The sequence below is a fragment of the Halobaculum sp. EA56 genome, assembly GCF_051195075.1.
Lineage (GTDB): Archaea > Halobacteriota > Halobacteria > Halobacteriales > Haloferacaceae > Halobaculum.
Genome location: NZ_JBNTJX010000019.1, coordinates 21098 through 40375, shown reverse-complemented (window position 1 = coordinate 40375; position 19278 = coordinate 21098). Strand labels below are relative to the sequence as shown.

The 19278-nt window shown below is 66.0% G+C and carries 36 protein-coding genes; 9 read left to right on the top strand and 27 right to left on the bottom strand.

Annotated elements, in window-relative coordinates; genetic code table 11:
* Positions 1 to 50: 50 nt before the first annotated feature.
* Positions 51 to 782 (bottom strand): hypothetical protein, encoded by a 732-nt coding sequence (locus tag ACQUQ1_RS19485; RefSeq protein WP_435065931.1) that lies wholly within the window; start codon positions 780 to 782, stop codon positions 51 to 53.
* Positions 783 to 830: 48 nt separating this feature from the next.
* Here ACQUQ1_RS19485 and ACQUQ1_RS19480 point away from each other — a divergent pair, with 48 nt between their 5' ends.
* The gene (locus ACQUQ1_RS19480; RefSeq protein ID WP_435065930.1) at positions 831 to 1124 is read left to right on the top strand and encodes a hypothetical protein; all 294 of its coding nucleotides are present in this window, start codon (positions 831 to 833) and stop codon (positions 1122 to 1124) included.
* Between the two features lie 37 nt (positions 1125 to 1161).
* Here the strand turns inward: ACQUQ1_RS19480 and ACQUQ1_RS19475 are convergent, their stop codons facing one another.
* The 12 genes from ACQUQ1_RS19475 to ACQUQ1_RS19420 form a co-directional block, all read right to left on the bottom strand.
* Positions 1162 to 1506, bottom strand: coding sequence for a hypothetical protein (locus ACQUQ1_RS19475; protein ID WP_435065929.1), 345 nt, complete (start codon positions 1504 to 1506; stop codon positions 1162 to 1164).
* Between the two features lie 90 nt (positions 1507 to 1596).
* The gene (locus ACQUQ1_RS19470) at positions 1597 to 2319 is read right to left on the bottom strand and encodes a hypothetical protein (protein WP_435065928.1); all 723 of its coding nucleotides are present in this window, start codon (positions 2317 to 2319) and stop codon (positions 1597 to 1599) included.
* A gap of 156 nt (positions 2320 to 2475) precedes the next feature.
* Positions 2476 to 2754: a hypothetical protein gene (locus tag ACQUQ1_RS19465; RefSeq protein ID WP_435065927.1), complete on the bottom strand. Its 279-nt coding sequence runs from the start codon at positions 2752 to 2754 to the stop codon at positions 2476 to 2478.
* Positions 2755 to 2790: 36 nt separating this feature from the next.
* Positions 2791 to 3237: a hypothetical protein gene (locus ACQUQ1_RS19460; RefSeq protein ID WP_435065926.1), complete on the bottom strand. Its 447-nt coding sequence runs from the start codon at positions 3235 to 3237 to the stop codon at positions 2791 to 2793.
* Complete coding sequence (locus ACQUQ1_RS19455; RefSeq protein ID WP_435065925.1) at positions 3237 to 3383, bottom strand: hypothetical protein; 147 nt, start codon at positions 3381 to 3383, stop codon at positions 3237 to 3239. The genes ACQUQ1_RS19460 and ACQUQ1_RS19455 overlap by 1 nt, the downstream gene beginning before the upstream one ends.
* Positions 3380 to 3673 carry a MarR family winged helix-turn-helix transcriptional regulator gene (locus tag ACQUQ1_RS19450; RefSeq protein ID WP_435065924.1) on the bottom strand — a complete coding sequence of 98 codons (294 nt, stop codon included), beginning with the start codon at positions 3671 to 3673 and terminating at the stop codon, positions 3380 to 3382. Before ACQUQ1_RS19450 ends, ACQUQ1_RS19455 begins: the two co-directional genes overlap by 4 nt.
* Positions 3666 to 4409 (bottom strand): hypothetical protein, encoded by a 744-nt coding sequence (locus ACQUQ1_RS19445; RefSeq protein WP_435065923.1) that lies wholly within the window; start codon positions 4407 to 4409, stop codon positions 3666 to 3668. The genes ACQUQ1_RS19450 and ACQUQ1_RS19445 overlap by 8 nt, the downstream gene beginning before the upstream one ends.
* On the bottom strand, positions 4409 to 4768 hold the full coding sequence (locus ACQUQ1_RS19440; protein WP_435065922.1) for a hypothetical protein: 360 nt from the start codon (positions 4766 to 4768) through the stop codon (positions 4409 to 4411). The genes ACQUQ1_RS19445 and ACQUQ1_RS19440 overlap by 1 nt, the downstream gene beginning before the upstream one ends.
* Positions 4768 to 4896, bottom strand: a complete 129-nt coding sequence (locus ACQUQ1_RS19435) for a hypothetical protein (protein WP_435065921.1) — start codon at positions 4894 to 4896, stop codon at positions 4768 to 4770. The genes ACQUQ1_RS19440 and ACQUQ1_RS19435 overlap by 1 nt, the downstream gene beginning before the upstream one ends.
* Entirely contained in the window at positions 4896 to 5090 is a 195-nt protein-coding gene (locus tag ACQUQ1_RS19430; RefSeq protein WP_435065920.1) for a hypothetical protein, read from the bottom strand. The genes ACQUQ1_RS19435 and ACQUQ1_RS19430 overlap by 1 nt, the downstream gene beginning before the upstream one ends.
* Positions 5090 to 5278, bottom strand: coding sequence for a hypothetical protein (locus tag ACQUQ1_RS19425; RefSeq protein ID WP_435065919.1), 189 nt, complete (start codon positions 5276 to 5278; stop codon positions 5090 to 5092). Before ACQUQ1_RS19425 ends, ACQUQ1_RS19430 begins: the two co-directional genes overlap by 1 nt.
* 453 nt (positions 5279 to 5731) lie before the next feature.
* Positions 5732 to 5896 (bottom strand): ribbon-helix-helix domain-containing protein, encoded by a 165-nt coding sequence (locus ACQUQ1_RS19420; protein ID WP_435065918.1) that lies wholly within the window; start codon positions 5894 to 5896, stop codon positions 5732 to 5734.
* Positions 5897 to 6014: 118 nt separating this feature from the next.
* On the opposite strand from ACQUQ1_RS19420, the gene ACQUQ1_RS19415 reads away from it, so the two are divergent.
* Positions 6015 to 6224, top strand: a complete 210-nt coding sequence (locus tag ACQUQ1_RS19415; RefSeq protein WP_435065917.1) for a hypothetical protein — start codon at positions 6015 to 6017, stop codon at positions 6222 to 6224.
* Positions 6225 to 6226: 2 nt separating this feature from the next.
* On the opposite strand, the gene ACQUQ1_RS19410 is transcribed toward ACQUQ1_RS19415, so the two are convergent.
* Positions 6227 to 6475 (bottom strand): hypothetical protein, encoded by a 249-nt coding sequence (locus tag ACQUQ1_RS19410; protein WP_435065916.1) that lies wholly within the window; start codon positions 6473 to 6475, stop codon positions 6227 to 6229.
* Positions 6476 to 6642: 167 nt separating this feature from the next.
* On the opposite strand from ACQUQ1_RS19410, the gene ACQUQ1_RS19405 reads away from it, so the two are divergent.
* Positions 6643 to 7155 (top strand): metal-dependent hydrolase, encoded by a 513-nt coding sequence (locus ACQUQ1_RS19405; protein ID WP_435065915.1) that lies wholly within the window; start codon positions 6643 to 6645, stop codon positions 7153 to 7155.
* A gap of 4 nt (positions 7156 to 7159) precedes the next feature.
* On the opposite strand, the gene ACQUQ1_RS19400 is transcribed toward ACQUQ1_RS19405, so the two are convergent.
* The 8 genes from ACQUQ1_RS19400 to ACQUQ1_RS19365 form a co-directional block, all read right to left on the bottom strand.
* The gene (locus ACQUQ1_RS19400) at positions 7160 to 7420 is read right to left on the bottom strand and encodes a hypothetical protein (protein ID WP_435065914.1); all 261 of its coding nucleotides are present in this window, start codon (positions 7418 to 7420) and stop codon (positions 7160 to 7162) included.
* A complete protein-coding gene (locus ACQUQ1_RS19395) occupies positions 7417 to 7641 on the bottom strand; it encodes a hypothetical protein (RefSeq protein ID WP_435065913.1) in 225 nt (74 codons plus the stop codon). The genes ACQUQ1_RS19400 and ACQUQ1_RS19395 overlap by 4 nt, the downstream gene beginning before the upstream one ends.
* The gene (locus tag ACQUQ1_RS19390; RefSeq protein WP_435065912.1) at positions 7638 to 7802 is read right to left on the bottom strand and encodes a hypothetical protein; all 165 of its coding nucleotides are present in this window, start codon (positions 7800 to 7802) and stop codon (positions 7638 to 7640) included. Before ACQUQ1_RS19390 ends, ACQUQ1_RS19395 begins: the two co-directional genes overlap by 4 nt.
* Entirely contained in the window at positions 7802 to 8065 is a 264-nt protein-coding gene (locus tag ACQUQ1_RS19385) for an SNF2/RAD54 family helicase (protein WP_435065911.1), read from the bottom strand. The genes ACQUQ1_RS19390 and ACQUQ1_RS19385 overlap by 1 nt, the downstream gene beginning before the upstream one ends.
* On the bottom strand, positions 8065 to 8427 hold the full coding sequence (locus ACQUQ1_RS19380; RefSeq protein WP_435065910.1) for a hypothetical protein: 363 nt from the start codon (positions 8425 to 8427) through the stop codon (positions 8065 to 8067). The genes ACQUQ1_RS19385 and ACQUQ1_RS19380 overlap by 1 nt, the downstream gene beginning before the upstream one ends.
* The gene (locus tag ACQUQ1_RS19375) at positions 8417 to 8905 is read right to left on the bottom strand and encodes a hypothetical protein (protein ID WP_435065909.1); all 489 of its coding nucleotides are present in this window, start codon (positions 8903 to 8905) and stop codon (positions 8417 to 8419) included. The genes ACQUQ1_RS19380 and ACQUQ1_RS19375 overlap by 11 nt, the downstream gene beginning before the upstream one ends.
* Positions 8902 to 9372, bottom strand: a complete 471-nt coding sequence (locus ACQUQ1_RS19370) for a hypothetical protein (RefSeq protein ID WP_435065908.1) — start codon at positions 9370 to 9372, stop codon at positions 8902 to 8904. Before ACQUQ1_RS19370 ends, ACQUQ1_RS19375 begins: the two co-directional genes overlap by 4 nt.
* 115 nt (positions 9373 to 9487) lie before the next feature.
* A complete protein-coding gene (locus ACQUQ1_RS19365) occupies positions 9488 to 9874 on the bottom strand; it encodes a hypothetical protein (RefSeq protein ID WP_435065907.1) in 387 nt (128 codons plus the stop codon).
* 182 nt (positions 9875 to 10056) lie between these two features.
* On the opposite strand from ACQUQ1_RS19365, the gene ACQUQ1_RS19360 reads away from it, so the two are divergent.
* From ACQUQ1_RS19360 to ACQUQ1_RS19345, 4 genes are all read left to right on the top strand, one after another.
* Positions 10057 to 10425 carry a hypothetical protein gene (locus ACQUQ1_RS19360; RefSeq protein ID WP_435065906.1) on the top strand — a complete coding sequence of 123 codons (369 nt, stop codon included), beginning with the start codon at positions 10057 to 10059 and terminating at the stop codon, positions 10423 to 10425.
* Positions 10426 to 10643: 218 nt separating this feature from the next.
* Entirely contained in the window at positions 10644 to 11339 is a 696-nt protein-coding gene (locus tag ACQUQ1_RS19355) for a tyrosine-type recombinase/integrase (RefSeq protein ID WP_435065905.1), read from the top strand.
* Between the two features lie 142 nt (positions 11340 to 11481).
* On the top strand, positions 11482 to 12021 hold the full coding sequence (locus ACQUQ1_RS19350; protein ID WP_435065904.1) for a hypothetical protein: 540 nt from the start codon (positions 11482 to 11484) through the stop codon (positions 12019 to 12021).
* Positions 12021 to 12377 (top strand): hypothetical protein, encoded by a 357-nt coding sequence (locus ACQUQ1_RS19345; RefSeq protein ID WP_435065903.1) that lies wholly within the window; start codon positions 12021 to 12023, stop codon positions 12375 to 12377. Before ACQUQ1_RS19350 ends, ACQUQ1_RS19345 begins: the two co-directional genes overlap by 1 nt.
* 1 nt (position 12378) lies before the next feature.
* On the opposite strand, the gene ACQUQ1_RS19340 is transcribed toward ACQUQ1_RS19345, so the two are convergent.
* A complete protein-coding gene (locus ACQUQ1_RS19340; protein WP_435065902.1) occupies positions 12379 to 12954 on the bottom strand; it encodes a hypothetical protein in 576 nt (191 codons plus the stop codon).
* Between the two features lie 267 nt (positions 12955 to 13221).
* On the opposite strand from ACQUQ1_RS19340, the gene ACQUQ1_RS19335 reads away from it, so the two are divergent.
* Positions 13222 to 13539: a hypothetical protein gene (locus tag ACQUQ1_RS19335; protein ID WP_435065901.1), complete on the top strand. Its 318-nt coding sequence runs from the start codon at positions 13222 to 13224 to the stop codon at positions 13537 to 13539.
* The gene (locus tag ACQUQ1_RS19330; RefSeq protein ID WP_435065900.1) at positions 13539 to 13862 is read left to right on the top strand and encodes a hypothetical protein; all 324 of its coding nucleotides are present in this window, start codon (positions 13539 to 13541) and stop codon (positions 13860 to 13862) included. The genes ACQUQ1_RS19335 and ACQUQ1_RS19330 overlap by 1 nt, the downstream gene beginning before the upstream one ends.
* On the opposite strand, the gene ACQUQ1_RS19325 is transcribed toward ACQUQ1_RS19330, so the two are convergent.
* The 4 genes from ACQUQ1_RS19325 to ACQUQ1_RS19310 form a co-directional block, all read right to left on the bottom strand.
* Positions 13859 to 13987 (bottom strand): hypothetical protein, encoded by a 129-nt coding sequence (locus ACQUQ1_RS19325; RefSeq protein WP_435065899.1) that lies wholly within the window; start codon positions 13985 to 13987, stop codon positions 13859 to 13861. The genes ACQUQ1_RS19330 and ACQUQ1_RS19325 overlap by 4 nt on opposite strands.
* Before the next feature lie 99 nt (positions 13988 to 14086).
* The gene (locus ACQUQ1_RS19320; protein ID WP_435065898.1) at positions 14087 to 14317 is read right to left on the bottom strand and encodes a hypothetical protein; all 231 of its coding nucleotides are present in this window, start codon (positions 14315 to 14317) and stop codon (positions 14087 to 14089) included.
* The gene (locus ACQUQ1_RS19315; RefSeq protein WP_435065897.1) at positions 14314 to 15114 is read right to left on the bottom strand and encodes a hypothetical protein; all 801 of its coding nucleotides are present in this window, start codon (positions 15112 to 15114) and stop codon (positions 14314 to 14316) included. The genes ACQUQ1_RS19320 and ACQUQ1_RS19315 overlap by 4 nt, the downstream gene beginning before the upstream one ends.
* A 144-nt stretch (positions 15115 to 15258) precedes the next feature.
* Positions 15259 to 19278, bottom strand: coding sequence for a fibronectin type III domain-containing protein (locus tag ACQUQ1_RS19310; RefSeq protein ID WP_435065896.1), 4020 nt, complete (start codon positions 19276 to 19278; stop codon positions 15259 to 15261).

The following is a 19278-nucleotide window of genomic DNA, read 5'->3' as shown; positions in this document are numbered from 1 at the left end:
CGGTGTCGGCGTCCGCCTCGCTCATATCCGCCCCTCCGCCGCGTGGTACATCAATCTGGTGCACTCCCGTGTCCTAAGACACTAAGCTTTGAGAGTGCATCACCCCAAACCCACCGCTGTCTGGCGATTTTGGATAATCCTTGCAGGTTCGGCCGCTCTGAGTCAGAGGTACGTTTCGTCTGGAACGATTGAGGGGTGTCTGACGAGCGCACGACGCGACCGCCGTCGGTCTCGACCACTCGGGGGACGCTGCCAGTCGCATCGCACCTGGGGCAGGGATGTTCGCGACCGTTCATCGCGCGGCGGAGGTCACAGATCGGGTCCTCGATCTGGCCGTAACCGTGACACCGGTCGCAGTCCACCCACGCGACATCCTTCACCGTCGCGTCAGTGATGCCGTCGACCTCAGCCGCTTTCTCCCAGGGATGCTCCCCTCCGATCTCGTACGCGATGCGAACCTCGGTACCGCACTCCTCGCAGACGAGTTGGACCCAACCCGTCCCGTCGTGGGAGGAAAGGACACGTTCGATGAGCCGACCCTCGCATTCCTCGCACGTGCCGACGAGGTGCGGTTCGGCAGCGGCCTCAAGTGTCCGTTCGGTCGGCTGTCCGCCGTCAGTCTTGACGCGCTCCTCCCGGTTAACACGACCTGCTGTGGCGGCGCTGAAGGCGTCGTGAACGTCGGTGAGGTGGTCGACGAGCTGGTCCATCGTCTCGACGTCGGGCTGGTTGTCGTCCGGACAGTACGGACAGTGGGTGTCGTGTTGCGTGCTCATGCTCATTCTGGGTCCTCCGTGGGGTTGATACGCTGGTCGCGCGAGTGATCGAGCATGTCTGTCGACCGCGGGCGCTCCTCGCGTGAGTACGAGGAGGGGACGATCGGCGTCTGGATCGGTGAAGACGATCTCGACATGCTCCGGGAGTTCGACCACCGCTTTAGCGAGGGCGACGGCCGGTCGCGCTCGGCGGCGATCAAGCGGGCGATGCGGCTATTGATCACGCTCGATGAGGTCCTCGACCGTGTGTCGTGGACGCTCGACGACGAGCGGGCGTTGCTGACGTGGTCGCGACAGGCGTTCCTCCGCGCTGTCGAGCGCGAGGAAGGCGAAACCGGCGACGAGTAACCAACTTGTAAACCGTATCTCGCGATAGGAAGGCGCATCACTGGTCACCTCCAGAAGCGCTGCGCCACACCTGCTCGCGAACAGCCTCACGGACGGCCTCGCCGTGGACGTTCGTGATGTGCTCTTCGCGGACACTGTAACAGGTCGTGAGCCGGGAATCCCGGCGGAAGAGGACTGTCTGCGTCCAGGCGTCGTAGCGGGCCTCGTCGTGCGGCGGGATGCGCTCGTCCTCGAGGGCGAGGCGCTCGCCGCGGACCCACGCGTCCCGGAGATCGTCGGTCGGCCGGGCGCGCTGCGGCCACCGCTCCTCGAGGAGGTGGTCAGTCGCGCCGACGCCGTCGCGAAGCTCGTCGAACGGCTGGGACCGGGCGGCCATGCTCACACCCCCACCTCCACGGAGACCAGGAGGCCGGCGACGATGATCGCGACGAACAGTAGCCAGAACGCGAAGAACGCCGCCGTGCGCTGGAACTCAGTCACCGGCAACACCCCCATGTCCGCTGTCACTATTGAGGTACTTCGCGGCGTTCGCGCGACCGAGGCAGCTGGCCGAACAGAAGCGAGAGTCGTCGGCAACCCACGCCTTGACCTCGTATTCCTCACCACACTCCTCGCAGGCGTTCGTCACGTCAGAGCGTAGTCCTGCGGTTTTGCACGCGTTCGAGCAGAAGCGCTTCCCACGCTCCTTCTTACTCGGGATCGTCTCGAACGTCTCGCCGCAGTGATCGCATTCGATCGTGACCCGGTCCCGACGGGCAGCGGTGGCGCACGCTGGCGAGCAGTACTGCTGGGGTCGTTCTCGAGCCGGTTCGAACGACCCGCCACAGTTGTCGCACGTACGCTCCTCGCGGAGCGCCTCTCCGTGCGCGCCGGCGTGGTGACACCGGAGCTTGTACGCGGACTCGAAGTCCCCGCGACCGCAAGTCGGGCAGATGTGCTCGGAGATCTGGTGCTCGATCGTGGCGCGGTCCGCCGAGATTGGGAGGCGGTGAGGGCAGCCGTACCCGTGTCCGTACTCGTCGCCGTCCGGGCCGACAGTCACGCGAGCGCCGCAACAGGTACAGACGCCCTCGTTGTCGGCGTCGGCGGTCAGCGAGGAACCACCGCGCCAGTTCGGCGGCCGCGTGTCGAACAGGTGCGGTTGTGCGTCGCGGTACTCAGCCACGAATGACCACCTCGGAAACTGTTCGATCACGTTGGCGGGTAAGGATAGCCGTCGTGAGATCTGCAGGAAGGAAATCGAAGTCGTTAGACTCTGTACTACTGACTCCGACTCCGAAACCACTGGAAGTGTGGTACTGAGTGAAGCGATCGACCGAGATCTTGTTCAGGTCCTTGAGCCAGTCAGGGATCACGAGTCGATCACCTCTCCGGAGTCGACGTCGAACACCGTCTGACAGTTGCGACAGCGGGCAAGGCCCTCAGGCTCGGCCGGCGAGTAGAGGCTGAAGAGCAGCGAGAACGACTCGATTCCCTCCGTGGGTCGCTGGTCGCACTCGGGGCAGCCCTCGGCCTCGAGGTGGCGGTCGTCGCGAGCGGCGACGGCGAGCTGCTCGGCACCGGCCTCGAACGCGGCGTCGGGGACGTCGGCGTGTTGGGTTCCGCTCTCGGATCTATCGTCACGCGACACGAGCAACACCTCCGAACGTCCTGCCCGGATCCATCGTCACTCGCCACCGCTGCTCACCTCCTGCCGAAGCTCCGAAGGCCGCTTGTGTGCGTCCTCGCCCATCACGTTGGCGAGGAACTCACGCGTACTCTCGGCGATCGTGCCGTGGGTGTCCGGGTCGCGTTTGACGATCGGGTCGTCGTCCTTCAACCGAGCCAGCACCGAGAACCAGGCCCGGGCCGTCTCGTAGTCGCTGCGGACAGGATCGAACGGCTCGAAGTCCGGCGCATCGTCGGCCTCTGGCGGTTCGATGTCGTCCCGGTCGATCCACACATCGAACGGGAGCGACAGCTGCTGTTGCCCCTGCTCGATGGCGAGACACTCGATGCAGCGCCGTACGGGTCCGCGGTCGGACTCCAGCTCGTAGACGAGCTCGTCGGTGTCGCAGTAGCCGCACGTCAGTTGCGAAACACCCGACGCAGATCTTGCATCCTCGCCCGCCATCACGCCTCACCCCGGAGTGTCCGCAGTTGTTCGAGGCGCTCTCGGGCGTCGTCGAGAATACGCTCGACCTCGTCGAGATCCGTCCCGTTCGCGACCGCGCGTTCGAGCGCGTCGTCGACGAGGTCTTGGACGTCTTCGGAACTCATGCGTCGGCCACCTCCGGCCCGCCGCGCTCCCACTTCTGCCGGTCGGCGAGCACCTGCTTCCCGCGCTCGGTGCAGGTAACGACACGCTGGCGGCCGTCCGTCGGATGCGCCTCCGTCTCGACGAGGCTCTCGTCTTCGAGACGGTCGATCGCGTTGTAGATCGTCTGGTAACTCGACGGGAGGACGCCGGCGATCGTACGCGGAGTCGAGCGGTCGTAGTGGTACACCGCCCACAGCGTGTCGCGCTGGGAGCCAGCAAGGTCGGCGTACAGCTGCACTGTCTCAGGCATCGTCCTCGCCTCCGTCAGTCGCGACGCCGTCTTCGCTCGCGTCCGAGAGTTCGGACTGCGTTACCGGTTCGTCGCCAGCGATCGTCAGGTACGGGCGGATTTCCTCGCGAACCCACCGACCGAACTCCTCGACGTGCATGTCGGAGTAGACAGCGACGTAGCCGCTCGCCGCGAGCATCCCACGGATCCAGCCGCCGTTCCACTTGTAGGAGAAGCCGAAGGCGCTGACGCCCTCGGTGGGAACGCCGTCCATCGTCGCGTCGGCGTGGAAATCCGCGCCAGCGCGATCGCGCGGGTAGCCGTCGTCCTTGGACTGCGAGTACGACGTGGCCCATACGCTCGCGTCGTCGCGACGGCCGTACTCCTCGATCCACGCATCCAGGTGGATCTCGGTCGGCTCGGGGATGACGCCCGCCGTCTGTAGCAGGTAGTCAGTGAGGAGTTGCTCGCCGTCGCTGGTGTCGTACCCGCACCAGCTGGCGCCGAGGTCGACGTAACAGTCGGTGACGACCTCGCGGTCGCGCTCGACCGGCTCGGTAAAGATCGCGTCCTCGCCGACGATGACCTCCTGGTCGGTCGTCGTGCGGCGCCCGGCGAGGCGCCCGTGATGGATGGTCGCGCCGTCGAGGAAGTCCGTGCGCTCGAACGACGCCGCCGGGAGGCCGCCCTCGAGGTGGTTCGGAAGCTCCTCGACGTCGGGGTCGCCCGTGAGCACGCGCAGGATCGCGGCGTGCATCAAGCGTCACCTCCGTTGACCCGCTCGCCGTACACGTCGATCACAACGCGTTGAGCGGGCGGGACTTCGATGAGGCTCGCCCCGATCTCTGCGGTGACGGCACTGGATAGCCGCGTGTTCAGGTACCCCTCGGCGATCCGCTCGCCGTTGTGACGGAGCTCCCACGTTCCGCCGTATTCGTTCTCGTCGACGGTGTCCTGATACCCACGAATCGTGATGTCCGACGGGCTCGCTTCCGGGACGCAGATTTCGCCGTGGTCTGATGAACCGACCTCGACGACTACCGGGTACGTGCGCTCGTGGTCGTGAAACACGTCAAGCAGCTCGTGGCCGCTGACAGTGACAGTAGAGCGCGTCATCAGTCCGACACCTCCTCGGGCGCGTCCTCGCCGCGCTTGGCTTCCCAGTGGTCCTCCATCGCCTCGATCTCAGTGCATGTCGCACAGAGGCGACCCTGCGCGCGCTGCCCGCAGCGATCACAGCTCATCACCGACCACCCCGGACGCTGTCGCGGCGAGCGTGCCACGTGTGGCGCGCCTCGATCTCCGTCGCACACCTCACGCAGTGGAGGCGGCTGTACCCCTTCGGACAACGCGCGTCGACGAGGCCGGCGCCACAGGCGGGGCAGGTGCCCTCGTCAGTGGGTGCGCGGTTGGCGGCCGCTCGGATCGCGCCCGACATCAGGCCACCTCCGCGGTCGCGTCGTCGGGCTGGTCGTGCGGGTCGAGACGAGTCGCGAGCGCCCGGAGTGCGTCGGCGCGCGTGTCGCCCTCGCCCCGGTAGACGGCCGCCCGGCCGTCGTACCAGGCGGCGAACCCGCCGTCGGCCAGCTCGTGGATGCGGACGACGTCGTCGTCGTCGTCGCTCATGCGTTACCTCCAGAAGCGCCCGCGACATCATCTGGGTGCGCCTCGCTAAGTTCGCGAGCAAGCCCATAGCGAGGTGCCGACGACTGTTGACGCCGGCGTGTCACCGGCTCGTCGAACTTCTCTCCACAGTTCGAGCACCGGTAAGACGGACCGCCTCCGTCACCGGCGCGGAATCCCCCGAGCCGGCTGTGGATATGGGTGGACTCACATCCCGGGCAAACCGGGACCTTCTCGTTTCTGTTTCCAGATGTCTGAGACTGTGGTATGACGCCGTTACTGACTGGGTGGCCGCCAGTAGCGCCTGTGTTACTATACCTCGTATCGCCGTCGTTTTGGTCGCTGGATTCGCAGTCCATCTGTCTCGGTGTTGATCCCCATCTGGGGCTGCATCGGGACGCCAGCCCGCGCACCCGGATCGAGTTGGTACCTGGGCCCGGGTGTGTGGGACGCTGGCTACTGTTCTGCCTGTTCAGCCGCAGCTCCGTCGCAGGCAGCTTGTTCTCGGTTTAGCTTTTCCTCCGCCGCTTCCCGGTAAAACGCGCTCTTCGACCCGTAGCCGATGTGCTCCTCGACGTCCGCGTCGAGGTCGTCCGGGAGGCGGATGGTTATTCGTGCCATGCGACGTATGACGTTATGACGGTGTGTGTCTTAGTTCTTTTCCCCTGCATGATTGTATTCATGTCATCCCTGTCTCCGTGACCTAACCGTTATCATTTGGTGCGTCACACGGTAAGACATGACCGAGCCCGAGGAAGGGACGAAACGTGTCACGGTTCGGATGGATGAGTCGACAGTCAATCGCTTGGACGACCTCATTTGGGAGAACAAGATCGAGGGAACGCTTGACCGCGAAGTGAGTCGAAGCGATCTTCTCCGAGAGAAGGTCGACGAACTCATCGACGAGCTCGAGGGAAACTCGAGCACGATGATGGCGACGGCTGACTAAATTCACGGATTGACCACCTCGACGTCTTCCCACGCGACGCGCTCGCCAGTCTTCTGGTCGATCACGTGGTAGTGCTCGGGGTCGACGTCCTCGCCGTGCTCGTGCTGCTGGCGACACGTCGGACACCAGATGTGGTTATTCGTCCGATCCCACGCGATGTGGCCCTCGGGACAGGTCCACCGATATTTCTCGGGCCCGGTGCGGCGGATCTCGACGCGCTCGCGTGGCGCCTGCTTCGTCGTTCCTGACATCCCATCACCACGTGACGGACGACGGGGTATTTAATTCGATTCTTGGGCGGAGTGAAAGTGAAACCGCGCGGCGCGACCGTTTGGCGATCGCCACATGGTTACCCCATAGTTCAAACAGTGGGGTATAGCCCACAACTGTTATGCCGATCATGTGAGCAGTATCTATTATGTATCAATCCGGACATCAAGGCGCAGCGATGTTGTTTTTCGCACCGCTGGGGTTCCTGCTCGCATTTGTGGGAGGGCTAAGTGCAGCGATCGTCGGCTTCGTAGCTGCTGCGGCTCTGGCGTCACTTCCAGACCAAGACCTTCGAGTCCCCTTCATCAAACATCGGGGTATCACCCACACCGTGTGGTTCGCGCTCGTAACTGGTCTGGTCTTGGGTGCGTTCGGCGCGCTCATCGGCGCCCAGCAGGGGCTCATCCTCGGACTCGCACTTGGAGTTCTCGGGTTCTTGACGGGGTGCCTCACGATCATTTCTCATATCGCGGCCGACGCGATCACGCCAATGGGTGTCCGCCCGCTTGCACCGATGTCGTCAAAGAAGATAGTAAAGCCAATTGCCCGGGCGAAAAACCCGATCGCGAACTATGCCCTTCTGGGGATCGGATACGCGGTCGCCATCGCAGCGACCGGAGCAGGAGTGATGGTCCGATCTGTAGTAGGCGGGCTAGTGTAACCCGCTACCGATACGGGTGCCCGTCGTACCCGGGTCCGTGCTCGCTGTCGGCGACGACGTCCGCCTGCGGGCACCACCGCCTGTGAACCTTCGCGAGCCCGTCGATGTGTTCGGCGCGAGCCCCACAGTGGCCGCACTCGACGCAGACGTACTCGCCGAGGGCGTACCCGTCCGCCGCGTACCCCGTCGTCGAGAACACGAGGTGATAATGGGTGTCCGGATCAGAGAACCGGCGCTCGCGACCGCCTGCGACGGGCGGACTCATGGCCCGGCGCTCCAGTGGTCGACCGTCCGCTCGCCGAACGCGTCGTGCAGTTCGCCTTCGAGCCAAACGCCCTCGACGCGCTCAGTCCCGCAGCCAACCCACGCGTCGCCGTCGTGACGCTCTTCGAGGAGCTCCCAGCCGTCGTCGACGCGCTCGACTCGGAGTCGACGGCGCTCGCCCGCGCCGTCGGTATACGCCAGCAGGACGGACTCGGGGATCATGCCGCCCTCCGGCGCGCCTCGGCTTCGGTCATGAAGTCGACGTAGCACTCGCGCCCGAGGCGGAGCTCGGCGAGCATCTGCTCGATCGCGGCCATCTGAGGGTCGTCGAACGGTCCCGCGAGAACGCGGAGGTCGCCATCCGTGAGGTACGGCCGGCGCATTACTCCAGCACCTCCCAGCGGTCGTCTTCTCGCAGCGTCGCGAGCGACAGCGCTACCTCGTCGCCGAAGTCGGGGGTCCGACGATGGGCGTTCCCCGTGGTGGCAGTCGCCTCGACGTAGTCGCCGTCGACGCGGTCGACGACCACCGTGAACCGTGGGCGCCCGGTCGAGAAGCTCCCCGTCCGCGACCCGGCCGGCGGCGCTCGCTCTTCGACACACTGGAGCGTGTCCCCCGCTTGGAGTTGCTGGAATCGATCGGCCATCAGAGGACCTCCGTCGTGCCGTCACGGCGTTCGATACGCGGCGCTCCCGACACCTGCGAGCCCAGCAGCGGGTCGAGGCGCGAGCGGTCGACCCAGCCAGGGATCGGCCGGCGCCCCGTCGCGAAGCCCACCCGCCGCGCGTGCTTACACCCGCCGGTCGGGTCGCGGTGGAGCGCGTCGGGGCAGTCGCATACGCCGGCGCGCAGGTCGACGTGGTACGTTCGTCCCGAGGCGGCGACGACGTCGAACACCTCCGAGTCCTCGGTCGGGAGGACGACCATGCACTCGGTGAGCGCCGCGGCCGAGCGCGTCGCGAGCGACGTGTCGATGCTCGCGTTCGAGGAGGAGGCGCTACTCGCCATCGTCACCACCGAACTTCGCCTCGATCTCCGCGAGCTCGAACGCCTCCTCGACGACGTCCTCGTCGAGCGCGCTCCCGAGAGTGGCATGGCTGGCGACGTCGTAGACGGCCTCGGCGCTGGAGGCCATGTCGCTCGCCGCGGCAACACGGAACAGCGCCTCGAGGACGTCCCGCGCGACGCGGTCGTACAGACGCCGGCCGTCGTCCGCGTGGTGGACGTCGATCAACCGGCAGCGACTGGCGGGGAACGTGTACGTCTTGCTGGGCTCCGAGCGCACGTCGCTCACGTACACGCACTCGACGACCGGCTCGTCAGGCGCGGGGTCGAACTTGCTGTTGGCGTAGTTGTCGAGCAGGTCGTACCCCTCGGCCTCGGACCACTCGGCGACGGTCTGGTCGGGCGTCGCGACGACGACCATCGCGCGACCCTGCGCGGCGTCCATGACCGGGTCGCCGATGCGGAACCAAGTGTCGCTCACGCGTCCACCTCCTCAAGGACGGGATCCTCCTCGTCGGCCCACAGCCGCCGTGTCACGTCCTCGTGCGCGAGCAGCCACGCGGTCGCCTCCCGCTTCGCAGCTTCGACGGCCTCGCGGTCCTCCCACCCCTCGTCGACCCACTCGTCGCCGTCGACGAGGACCGCCCGGCAGCGCTCGGCGCACAGCTCGTCGACGCGGTCGGCGATCGGCTCGTGTAGGGCTTCGACAGCGTTGGCGATCTCGGCGCTCGGGTCGTCGTCGAGATCGTCGGCCAGCTCCTCGCGCCGTCGGTCGCGGACGTCCTCGACCTGCGCGAGCGCGTCCTCGAGGTGCGCGAGTTGCGTGTCCTCAACGACGTCGTCGTGGAGGCCGTCTTTGAGGATCCGGTGCTCAAACCGGTCGATCGCCTCGCTACGGTGGTCCTTGATGTGGCGGCTGGCCCGCGGGTGGATGCGGTTGCCGCGCATCAGGCACCACCCTCCGTGACCGCGGTGACGGGTACGCCGGCGCGCGAGAACGCCTCCGCGACGACTGGTGAGGTCGTCGTCCGGCTGTCGCCGAGCGTGTATGTCGTCCAGGCCATCAGGAATCGACCTCCGGGTGCGTCGCCAGCGCGTCCGCGAGCCGGGCTGCGTTCAGGCCGACCGTGTCGAGGCGGTCGTCGGCGACGATCGTCGCCCGCGGTGCCTCGGTCAGCCCGCCGGCGATCCACCGCTCGACGACACGCTCGCCATCCTCGGTCATGTACAGGACCGCGGTCGCATTGTACTCACGACGTGCGTCGACGTTGTGGACGACGCCGGGCCGGACGCCGACGGCGAACGCCATCGAGCGCGGCGCGTCGTCGGTCAGCTGGTCGGGCTCGGCCATCCGCGGGATGTCGTCCGCCGCGATCTGGCGCGGGCTCGTGACCGCCGTGAAGCGGTCCGCATCGATACTCGTTTCCGGAGCGCGTGTGTTCGTGCTCATGCTTGCTTTCTTGGCAAGCACGGTCAGGGGCGTCCCACCGCCCCGGGCCACCTTCTGCGACGGCGGCCACGTCCCGTGCTTACTACCACGTACTACCTCTGGGGTTAAGTAACTAACGGACTGTTACTATCTACTGTGGTAACAACCAATAGTTACTTACTGTTGCACAAGTGTGTTATTGTATGGCGGTGAAAAGCACGACAGTGCTCGATGCAGACGATTTGAACGACGTTGATCGCCAGCTCCTCGACGAACTCGCCGAGGGGCGTGGGACCCCCAAGTTCCTCTCTGAACGGATCTCCACCGACCGCAGTTACGTGAGCCAGCGGTTGAAGCGTCTCTCAGAACACGACCACATCGAGAAACTGGAGACGGGCCTCTACGAGCTGGTCGACGATCCCCGACACGACGCCGCCGAGGATGACGTCGACCTGGAGGCGCTGCGCGCGGCGCTGCTTGAGGCGAAGTCGGCACACGCCGACGTCCGCGGCGACGACCTCGCCGAGGCGCTCGATCGAGCGCTCAAGCTGCTCGGAGAAGACGTCGAGTAACACGTCGCGGTCGGCGGTCGCCCAGGAGGACGTCCCGCGGTTCGACTCCGCGGCTGGGCATGAAGCGTCGGGGATGACTCTCTCGGGAGCGAGGGTCGCTGGGGGCGGCTGCAGGAACAGCCGCCCTGTCGCTTCGCCACCAAGCGAAGCATGTACACCAACATCGACGCCGTTGATAGTAGTACTGCCACGACCAGCCACGCGTGGAGGGCTGCCTGATGGTCCACCACACCCGCGAGGACGCGCTCTCGGACCGCGAGTACGAGCGCCTCGTCGCCGCGACGCACACCCTCGACGACGGCTACCACGCTCTCGAGACGCGGCTGGTCGTCCTCGTCGCGGGGCGGCTGGGTCTCCGTGCCGGCGAGATCGCCCACATGCGCGACTCGTGGATCGACCGCCGGAACCGGATGATCCGGATCCCCGCCCAACAGGACTGTACCAAGGGTCGCGACGGCGGGCGCTGCGGCTACTGCCGGCGGCAGGCCGAGCAAGTCGTCGAGTACGCGGACACCGACGGCGACGCCGAGGAGCAGGCCGTGTACGAACACGCGCTCGAGTCAATGTGGAATCCGAAGACGGACGCTGCCGCACGCGACGTGCCCTACGACTCGGATACGCGCGCTGCCCTCACAATTGAGGAGTACTTTGAGCGGTTCTCGGAGTTCCAGAGCTCTCGCGTGTCGGTGAACCGCCGGGTGACCGCGGCTGCGGAGGCCGCGCCCGAGCTGGACGCCGACGAGATCTACCCGCACTGCCTCCGGAGCACGGCTGCCGAGCACTTGGTCGCCCGCGGCTTGGACGTCGTCGCCCTCAAGCAGATGTTTGGATGGGCATCCTTCAGCACCGCCGAATGCTATATCGCAGGGTCTGGGAAAGCGACCGCCAGGAAACTTCGGCAACTCCCCGGCTGACCGAAAAGCCGTTACCTGACCGCCTCGTTGATCCACACGCAGTGGTCAGGTGCAGGGGCCTCTCCCCTCCCTTCTGCGGTCTGGTTGCATCTATTCGGATGCAAACAACTAAGTGGGTGGGTTGCATACGTATAGATGCAACATGCCTCAGAAGGCTACTGCGGACGGCGGCGAGACGAACCACACAGACGAGCGCGTTGCGGCTGTCGAGACGATCCGGATTCGGTGGGAGGACTTCAAGAAGGCGCTGCGGAACAACTACCTCACCGACACGGACCGGCGCCGCGGCGGCAACACGGTGCTCCGGCTCAACCCTGGGCGTGGCGGCTTCAGCGAGGCCGAGGAGGCAGAGACATACTTCAGCGAGTCGGGCGTCCACTACGCGAGCGACTGGCCTGCGAAGCCGATCCACATCCGGCCGCACACCATCATCGAGACGGGTCGCGAGCGGGGGTTCCGCGGCCTCGTCGAGTGGCCGACGCGGGGCAACACGCGCTCTGCGCTCTCGGAGGAGGAGATCGAGGAGATCGGCGGCATCGACGCGGCCGTCGAGGAGTCCCGGGAGATCTACTGGGAGGAGCTGCGTCACAGCCTCCCCGACACGTTCGACCTCGGTCGCCAGCTCGGTCCGGAGGGCAAGCACGTCGAGATCGAGTGGGTGTTCGACGAGGACGACAACTGATGGACGTTGACGAGTTCGTCGCCCACGCCAGCGAGCACGGGTTCGGGGAGCGGCAGGCAGAGGCGTTTTACCGGCGACACGTTGTCGGCGAGGGCCGCCAGGAGGTAGCCACCGCGATGGAGACGAGCGCCTCGAACGTCGACAACCTGGAGCGGGACGCGCGGTCGAAGCTCCGGAGCGCGGAGAATCTCGTCGCGCTCGTCCGCGGCGCCGGCTACGACGACCTCCGCTCGGTCGGTGTCTGTGCCGAGTGCGACGAGCCAGCGCAGTCACTCCGACCGCGGCCAGGCCAAGACGACGTCCCGATGGACGAGTGGGTCATGGTCTGTGAGGACTGCTATCCTGCGGACGGTTGAGTCACGCCTCGGCCCACACACCCTCGTCCAACCGCTCCCTCACCGCCCGCTCGCCCTCGGCAGCCGACAGCCCGACGCCGCGGTAGTGCTTCCACGCCGTCGTCGGGTTGAGCGCGTTGAACTCTCGATGCGCAAACACGCTGGTCTGCTGACCAGCGCCACCAGTCCGGAACAGCATCACGTGAGTCTGCTTGCGGGCGAGCAGGCCGTCGCGATAGGCCCACGAGCCGACCTCGGCCTCGCCGTTCGGGAGCTGCTTGTAGGCTGCCAGCGGCATCCGACGGAAGCCAGCATCCCACAGTAGCTGCTCCACGCGCTCGGGCGGCGCGTCGATCACGCCGACGTGCTCGTCGAGCGAGATCGTGTAGGCGGCGTAGTGGTTGCCCGGCAGGCGCCGTCGAGCGACGCGGTCGACCAGCGGCAAGACCAGCCTGCGAAGCGACTCCCAGAAGTCCGCGGCGGGTCCGAGCCACCGGCGCGTCCGCGGGCCCTGGAGCGCCCGCACGAATAGCGCGAGCGCCGCGAGACTGACGAGCGATGCGACTATCGATGGGTGCGTCTGGAGTGTCTCGAGCATGGGTAAACCGGTGCGTCGGCGATGTCGTCGGCGGATTTCGTTCCAGGCCGCAGAAAGAGAATCAGGCGTTAGGAAGGTGCATCGCAGCAGATTGGGACTGCACAGAACGGCCGTCTTGGACCAATTTACGCCCAATATTGGACCAAGACAATCCTCTATCGGAAGCGTATCTATCAGTACCGAATCCGTGAACAGCCACTCACCCTACACATACTGTAGGGCAAGAGTTAAGTGAATACCCTACATAGAGTGTAGTGTAGAAAGACAATGCAAGGCAAGGACTTCACCGAGTGGGCGGCGGAATACATGGTCTGCACGGACTTCGCGGCGGCGTACAAGCGCGAGAATCCGCAGGCGGTCATCAAGTTCGGGCACGTCGACGGCGACGGCCACGCGTGGGTCTACGACCCCGAGACGGACCGCACGCTCGACGCCACGCTCTCGCAGTGGGCCGGATTCAAGGCCGGATGTGAGGAGGACGACTGGTGGCCCGGAGACGACCACCCGGTCGCCGAGGAGACGAAGGAGTACGACACCGTCGAGGCGTTCGCCAAGGACGAGGGCGGCACCTACCTGCTCAACTGATGAACGAGTGCGCTCACTGCGGCGCGGAGGACGCGCCCGAAGACGGCATCGTGGTCGGGAAGACGAGCGAGGGCGGCGACTCGACGTGTAACGTGTGCCTGCACAGCCACCTCCACGAGGGGACGAGCCTCAGCAACCAAGAGGCGCACGTCGCGGCGCTGAAGATGCTGGGGTACTCGCACGCGTCGATCGCGGACCTCCTCCAGGACCTCCACAAGGAGCCGAAGCCTGCAAAGAGCACGGTCGACGAGTACAGTTCGCGCATCAACACAAAGATCGACCGGGCGAAGCAGACGTACACGAAGCTCGAACCACTGGCTTAGACGTCGTAACCCCCCTCGCGGCACATGTGTCGGATCGCTTCGCCGAGGCTCGCGTAGTCGTGGGTCTCCTGGATCTCCTTGGCTTTCTCGTGGACTGGGTCAGGGACCTTCATCGACTTCGTCATGATCCCCGCGAGAACGGGGCGCGCTGAAAAGCTATCCCGACCCGAGCACGATAAGTTCCAGAGAGTTACTCAGCGAATACGCTGCTAAGAAGAGGCATCTTATCTCTCTTTGAAGCCGAAATTGAGGTCATATAGCATTCGAATTCGTTCGGGCGTTCCTGCGTTCTGGATCATGTCAGCCACAGCCTCCTTCGCCACGGTTTTTTCGGGGCAACCGGACACCCACGCATCTATCCTGCCCGAGATTGTAATGGACTTAGTCGTGCCATTGCCGGACCAGTAAATAGTCGTTTCATCTACCTCGTCGTCGTATTTGTATTCCCAACTCATTGGCCTATCTGCACCACCGTGTAGGACCGTTCTGAACCTGTGCGATTTTCAAGGTACAGATTATTACTGTCGATAGCGAGGTTCAGCGACCCGTCCGGCCCAGACGTTCCGTCCAATGTAGTATTACCCTCATTGCTCACGTTAGTAGTTGCGAGCGTAGTTAGCGTGCTGAAGCTGGTTGCCAACAATCCGCCCCCGGAAGACTCCGACGGCCCCCCTATCAAAACGAGACATTGGGACTCCGAGTCAATGATCTTCGCGCCGTCGTCGGGTATGGTCACGTACTCATTTGTAATCCCGTCTGACGCGCTTGGGTCTGGCTTGAGTTGCTTGGCGACTGTTGGAAGTAGCTTGTCTGCATCCATCACATCGGCGGTCGCCCGTCCGAACGCCGAGTCGGGTCGCCGGTTGAGTGTGTCGTCGTACGAGTCCGCACTCGTGTCGACCTCGCCGATCTTCAGCGCCGGCGCCGACGGTGCCGAGCCGGTCGTCGCCGTGACCGAGCCGGTCGTGACCGACCCACTGTTGTCGATGTCGTAGTAGATCTCGTTGACGGCCGCGTCCGTCAGCGAGACGGTGTCGTCGTTCGCGCGCGCCTCCGCATCGACGCGGTAGTACTGGCCCGCGGCCGTGATGTGAGCGACGAAGCGGTTGACGTGCAGCTCAAGCGCGTCGTAGTCCGGATCGAACGCGCCGCCGGACTCGACAAAGTCGTCCTTGTTGACCGTCGCTTGCGAGACCGAACCGCGCTCGGTCTGGTTGTCTGGGAGGACGAGGATGTCGTCTTTGACCGTCATGCGATGCCTCTGCCGGCGTGGCGCCGGCTCACTGTCTGCTGTCTGGTTGCGTTCATGTGTAACCTCCTCAAGGAGAGGGTCGTCTGCAGGCGCTCGCCCTCGCCCCACCAGGGGGATCAGGGTCATCACGTGGTCGTCGTGCTCTCAGGTCCGCCGCTGGACGCTCCCGAGGTCGGCCCGGATCCGCGAGACGACCTGCGAGACGGGTTTCCGCGATCCCAGCTGCAGGCGCGTCGACCCGGGGCGGTCCTCGACCCCCCAGATCTCCAGGCGGTCGGCCGACTCGGGCAGGTCGGCCACGTTGATCGCCTCGACGAGCGAGACGCCGACCGGGAGTTCGCCGATGTCGACCGTCGCCGACCGGATCGGCTCGGACGTCGCCTGGACGATCCGGAGCGCCGCCTGCCCGCACGCCTGGTCGGTCGTCGCCTCAGGGATGTCGATTGCGACCTCCGTCGTCGGGTCGCCGCTGTACTCCGCCGCCTCGTACGACCCCGTCGGCTTGAACTGATAGTCGATGGCGTACTGCGTCGCGTCGCTCATCGCCCCCGACGAGAGCGTCGTGATCGTGCCGTTGAGGTTGTCGATTGTGTAGTCGTCACCCCGAGTGAACTGCTCGCCGGTGCTCGTGTCGTAGACGGCTTCGGTCGACTCGATGAGGCGGTTCTGGTCGAGGTTGACTGCGGTGCCGTGGTTCGACGTGAAGAGTTCGCGTCGACGGGTCTGCCGGCCGCCACGGACGACCGCCTTCAGCGTCGGCGAGGAGTAGTCCTGCTCGGTCTCGTAGTCGACGAGCTGCGGCGAGATGTCCGCCGTCCGCTGGCCGGGCGACGTCCACTCGACGGCCATCGTGTCGGCGCTGTCGTCCCACGTGAGCTCCCAGATGAAGTCGTGGCTCTCGGCGACGCGCGTGAGGAGCGCGTCCAGCTTCCCGTCGAACGACTGGTTGAGAACCAGCGGCGTGTTGTCGAGCGTCCCCTCGATCGTATAGAGGTCGAGCGCCTGCGCCTGCGAACCGATGTTCGGCGACTCGCCGATCGTCCCGCCGTAGGCGCCGAGCGTCACGCGAGCGCGGACTTCGTTCGTTGGGCTCGCCGAGAAGTCCGCCGTCACGGTGTCGGTGTTTGACGCCGTCGTCCAGGACGACCCGGAATCGTTCGAGAGGCCGACCGCCTGCGGGCCGGAGGTGTCGGAGAACGCCCCGTCGAAGGTGGCCGACGTGATGAGCTGCGACTGCGTCGCGTCGGCGAACTCACGGGTGACGCCGCCCGGCGGGTAGAGTTCGTACGCGGTGAGTCCACCCTCCGCGTCGACGGTGCCGGTGGTGTAGCTGAACCGCGTATCGGCGAGGATGAACGTGTCGAGGTAGACGTTCGTGTCGGACTGCCCGCCGCCGAGCGCCGTCAGCTCGATCGTGACGGTGTCGCCACGGGAGAGGCCCGAGGTGACAGTGTCCGGCCCGAACCACGACCAGTTCGTATCGGGCTTCGTCCACCCGCTGGTGAACGTCGCGGCCGTCTCACCGTTTACCTCGAGGCGGAAGCCACAGAGGCCGGTGTCCGCCGTGTCCGCCCGGAGGCGGTAGGCGAGGCCGACGTTTCCCGACGGCATCCCGGCCTCGATCGTCCGGGTGTACGTCGTGTTCGTCGTCGCATCGCCGGCGGCGAGGCGGATCGCCCCGCCCTGGGAGGCGTTCGAGATCCCCGACGTCGAGAAGTTGAGCGCACTCCCGCCATCGAAGTCCTCCGCCTCGTTGTGGTAGGCGACCTGTGACGGGCGGAAAAGGCCGCCACCCGTCACGACCCACGGGTCGGTCGAGGCGAGCGCCGACGCGAGGTTCCCCGAGAGCTCGCCCGCGGAGTCTGCCTCCTGGAGGAGCGTGTCGGGCGACGTACTCGCGTTCGGGTCGTCGACGTTTGCGGTGTACCCGGTCTGGTTCACGAACTCGTCGGCGAGCAGGTGCGCCTCCTCGGACTCGACGTCGCGCTGGTAGCGCTCCTCGAGTTCTTTCCCACCCCGCAGGACGAGCACCGTCTCGCCGGGGCGCTGGATGGGCTTGACGAGCGTGTCGACCGGGAGGCGCTGGCCGTCCTTCCAGACGCGGACGGTTGCGCGCTCGAACCCCGGCGCGTCCCACTTGTCGTCGCGGGCGACCGGGATGGTGACCTCCGGGCGACCGTTGAGTTCGGGGTCCCACGAGGGCTCGCCGATCGGCTCGGGCGTGTGCGTCGCGCCGGAGGAGTGGTCGACCTCGACGCGGTAGCCCGAGGGCGGAACAGCCGTGGTCTGCAGCCGAGCGGCGTTCGTGGTCGTCTGCGTGACGTTCGAGTACGCCTCGGCGTCTTCGGTGAACGACTCGATGCGGTACTCGTAGGTCGTTCCTGGGGAGAGACCGCTGTCGGAGTATGTGGTCGTGTTCGCTCCGACGTCGGTGAGGACCTGCCAGGCACTCCACGTACTCGACGTGAGCTGCTCGCGACGCTCGACCCGCTGGCCGTCCTCGTTGTCGGCGTTGTCGGTCCAGGAGAGGTCGAGCGTTGTTCGGCCGGTGACCGTCGCCGAGAGGCCGGAAGCACCGGGGAACTTCGTGACGATGGAGACGGGCGACGTCCAGGCGGTCGACCCGGCGTCGGTAGACTCCGTCCGGACACGCACCTCGTACTCCTCGCCGTCCTCCCTGCTCGTGAACGTCGTGTCCTCCGTGCCGGAGGTGTCCGCGTCGGCGGTGACCGTCGTCTCGGCGAAACCCGTCGCGTTGCTGTCCCACGACGACTCGCCTGTCTCGCGGATCTGCGCTCGGTAGAGCCCGTTGTCGATGACGTCCGGGATGGAGACGGCGACCTCGTCCTCGACGCCGTTGCCGAGCGTGGGGGCGCTCGCCGCGGGGAGTGCCGTCGTCCCGGTTACGGTCGGGCTTGACCCCTCGGCGTCCGTCGTGTACGGCCGGACCTGGATGTCGTACGTCTCGCCATCGAGGAGGTTCGTCGTGGTCGCCGTCGTCGAGTTCGCTGCGACGCTCTTGTCGACCGACCAGGTCGACCCACCGTCGGTGGAAACGTACACCCGGTAGCCGTCCTCGTTCTCACTGTTGTCGGTCCAGCTGAGGTCAAACTGGTCACCGTTCGTCGCGTCGATCGCGAGATTGGTCGTCGCCTCGAGTGACGTCGTGATCGACGTGGTCGTCTCTGACGATTCGCCAAAGTTGCTCCACGCGGTGACAGCGTACGAGTACTCCGTCCCTTCTGAGACGGTCGTGTCCTGGTACGTCGTCGAGTCCGCGGCAAGCGTAGCGATCTGCGTGTAATCGCCGGGGAATGTCGGCGTGTCGACCGTCGTCCGGTAGACGCGGTACTCGTCTTCGGTGGTGGCGTTGTCCGTCCAGCTGAGGTCGACGTTTTCGGATGCGTCCTCGGTCGCAGAGAGTCCGGACGGCGCTGCAGGCGGATCGTCGTACGTGATGACGACTTTGCCGTCGCCAGTACGAGCGGCGGACGTGTCGTCGAGAACCGTCCCGGTCGCCGCCGATGATCCACCGCCACCGCCCGGGCCCTGTTCGTACCCACCGTCTGGTGACCCGACGCCACCGCCGTCCCAGCCGGCGCCGCCCGCTCCGCTGGCCGCGCTCGTCTTGTCGGGGGCGTCGTCGCCGTTGCCGCCGGATTCGGTCGAGCTACCCCCTGCACCACCGGTGTCGCTGTACGTCCCTCCGCTGTCGCCGCCGTCCTGCCCGGAGGGATAGGCACCCCCACCGCCGGCGTATGCTGCGGCTGAACTACTGCTGACGGCTGCCCCACCGCCACCCCCACCGCCGCCAACAACGATTCGGTCGGATCGGGTGTCTCCGCCTTGCCGCACGTCGGACATGCCGCCGCCGCCACCAGTCTCCCCGTCGGGGTCAGATCCTTTGACCAGCGCGCCAGAGCCACCACCGTTCTCCCCCGCGGTCAGTGCGCCACCGGCGCCCCCGACGTGGATGTTGAGCGTCTCGCCCGCCGTGACCGGCTGCCGGGCCTTGATGTACCCGCCTTTGCCCCCGGCCGCTGTGACGGAACCGGTAGACGTTCCACCTTCGGCACCCCAGCACTCGATGACGGCCCACTCGACGCCGCTCGGGACCGTCGAGGTGTGTTCGCCGACGGTGGTGTACGTCTCAGTCGTCGCCAT

What these genes read in the sequence shown, in the direction of transcription:
- ACQUQ1_RS19485 (WP_435065931.1), bottom strand. Translation starts at nt 782, where the DNA reads ATGAGCATGAGCACGCAACACGACACCCACTGTCCGTACTGTCCGGAC.
- ACQUQ1_RS19480 (WP_435065930.1), top strand. Translation starts at nt 831, where the DNA reads ATGTCTGTCGACCGCGGGCGCTCCTCGCGTGAGTACGAGGAGGGGACG.
- ACQUQ1_RS19460 (WP_435065926.1), bottom strand. Translation starts at nt 3,237, where the DNA reads ATGGCGGGCGAGGATGCAAGATCTGCGTCGGGTGTTTCGCAACTGACG.
- ACQUQ1_RS19455 (WP_435065925.1), bottom strand. Translation starts at nt 3,383, where the DNA reads ATGAGTTCCGAAGACGTCCAAGACCTCGTCGACGACGCGCTCGAACGC.
- ACQUQ1_RS19450 (WP_435065924.1), bottom strand. Translation starts at nt 3,673, where the DNA reads ATGCCTGAGACAGTGCAGCTGTACGCCGACCTTGCTGGCTCCCAGCGC.
- ACQUQ1_RS19445 (WP_435065923.1), bottom strand. Translation starts at nt 4,409, where the DNA reads ATGCACGCCGCGATCCTGCGCGTGCTCACGGGCGACCCCGACGTCGAG.
- ACQUQ1_RS19440 (WP_435065922.1), bottom strand. Translation starts at nt 4,768, where the DNA reads ATGACGCGCTCTACTGTCACTGTCAGCGGCCACGAGCTGCTTGACGTG.
- ACQUQ1_RS19435 (WP_435065921.1), bottom strand. Translation starts at nt 4,896, where the DNA reads ATGAGCTGTGATCGCTGCGGGCAGCGCGCGCAGGGTCGCCTCTGTGCG.
- ACQUQ1_RS19430 (WP_435065920.1), bottom strand. Translation starts at nt 5,090, where the DNA reads ATGTCGGGCGCGATCCGAGCGGCCGCCAACCGCGCACCCACTGACGAG.
- ACQUQ1_RS19425 (WP_435065919.1), bottom strand. Translation starts at nt 5,278, where the DNA reads ATGAGCGACGACGACGACGACGTCGTCCGCATCCACGAGCTGGCCGAC.
- ACQUQ1_RS19420 (WP_435065918.1), bottom strand. Translation starts at nt 5,896, where the DNA reads ATGGCACGAATAACCATCCGCCTCCCGGACGACCTCGACGCGGACGTC.
- ACQUQ1_RS19415 (WP_435065917.1), top strand. Translation starts at nt 6,015, where the DNA reads ATGACCGAGCCCGAGGAAGGGACGAAACGTGTCACGGTTCGGATGGAT.
- ACQUQ1_RS19410 (WP_435065916.1), bottom strand. Translation starts at nt 6,475, where the DNA reads ATGTCAGGAACGACGAAGCAGGCGCCACGCGAGCGCGTCGAGATCCGC.
- ACQUQ1_RS19405 (WP_435065915.1), top strand. Translation starts at nt 6,643, where the DNA reads ATGTATCAATCCGGACATCAAGGCGCAGCGATGTTGTTTTTCGCACCG.
- ACQUQ1_RS19400 (WP_435065914.1), bottom strand. Translation starts at nt 7,420, where the DNA reads ATGAGTCCGCCCGTCGCAGGCGGTCGCGAGCGCCGGTTCTCTGATCCG.
- ACQUQ1_RS19395 (WP_435065913.1), bottom strand. Translation starts at nt 7,641, where the DNA reads ATGATCCCCGAGTCCGTCCTGCTGGCGTATACCGACGGCGCGGGCGAG.
- ACQUQ1_RS19390 (WP_435065912.1), bottom strand. Translation starts at nt 7,802, where the DNA reads ATGCGCCGGCCGTACCTCACGGATGGCGACCTCCGCGTTCTCGCGGGA.
- ACQUQ1_RS19385 (WP_435065911.1), bottom strand. Translation starts at nt 8,065, where the DNA reads ATGGCCGATCGATTCCAGCAACTCCAAGCGGGGGACACGCTCCAGTGT.
- ACQUQ1_RS19380 (WP_435065910.1), bottom strand. Translation starts at nt 8,427, where the DNA reads ATGGCGAGTAGCGCCTCCTCCTCGAACGCGAGCATCGACACGTCGCTC.
- ACQUQ1_RS19370 (WP_435065908.1), bottom strand. Translation starts at nt 9,372, where the DNA reads ATGCGCGGCAACCGCATCCACCCGCGGGCCAGCCGCCACATCAAGGAC.
- ACQUQ1_RS19365 (WP_435065907.1), bottom strand. Translation starts at nt 9,874, where the DNA reads ATGAGCACGAACACACGCGCTCCGGAAACGAGTATCGATGCGGACCGC.
- ACQUQ1_RS19360 (WP_435065906.1), top strand. Translation starts at nt 10,057, where the DNA reads ATGGCGGTGAAAAGCACGACAGTGCTCGATGCAGACGATTTGAACGAC.
- ACQUQ1_RS19355 (WP_435065905.1), top strand. Translation starts at nt 10,644, where the DNA reads ATGGTCCACCACACCCGCGAGGACGCGCTCTCGGACCGCGAGTACGAG.
- ACQUQ1_RS19350 (WP_435065904.1), top strand. Translation starts at nt 11,482, where the DNA reads ATGCCTCAGAAGGCTACTGCGGACGGCGGCGAGACGAACCACACAGAC.
- ACQUQ1_RS19345 (WP_435065903.1), top strand. Translation starts at nt 12,021, where the DNA reads ATGGACGTTGACGAGTTCGTCGCCCACGCCAGCGAGCACGGGTTCGGG.
- ACQUQ1_RS19340 (WP_435065902.1), bottom strand. Translation starts at nt 12,954, where the DNA reads ATGCTCGAGACACTCCAGACGCACCCATCGATAGTCGCATCGCTCGTC.
- ACQUQ1_RS19335 (WP_435065901.1), top strand. Translation starts at nt 13,222, where the DNA reads ATGCAAGGCAAGGACTTCACCGAGTGGGCGGCGGAATACATGGTCTGC.
- ACQUQ1_RS19330 (WP_435065900.1), top strand. Translation starts at nt 13,539, where the DNA reads ATGAACGAGTGCGCTCACTGCGGCGCGGAGGACGCGCCCGAAGACGGC.
- ACQUQ1_RS19325 (WP_435065899.1), bottom strand. Translation starts at nt 13,987, where the DNA reads ATGACGAAGTCGATGAAGGTCCCTGACCCAGTCCACGAGAAAGCCAAG.
- ACQUQ1_RS19320 (WP_435065898.1), bottom strand. Translation starts at nt 14,317, where the DNA reads ATGAGTTGGGAATACAAATACGACGACGAGGTAGATGAAACGACTATT.
- ACQUQ1_RS19315 (WP_435065897.1), bottom strand. Translation starts at nt 15,114, where the DNA reads ATGACGGTCAAAGACGACATCCTCGTCCTCCCAGACAACCAGACCGAG.
- ACQUQ1_RS19310 (WP_435065896.1), bottom strand. Translation starts at nt 19,278, where the DNA reads ATGGCGACGACTGAGACGTACACCACCGTCGGCGAACACACCTCGACG.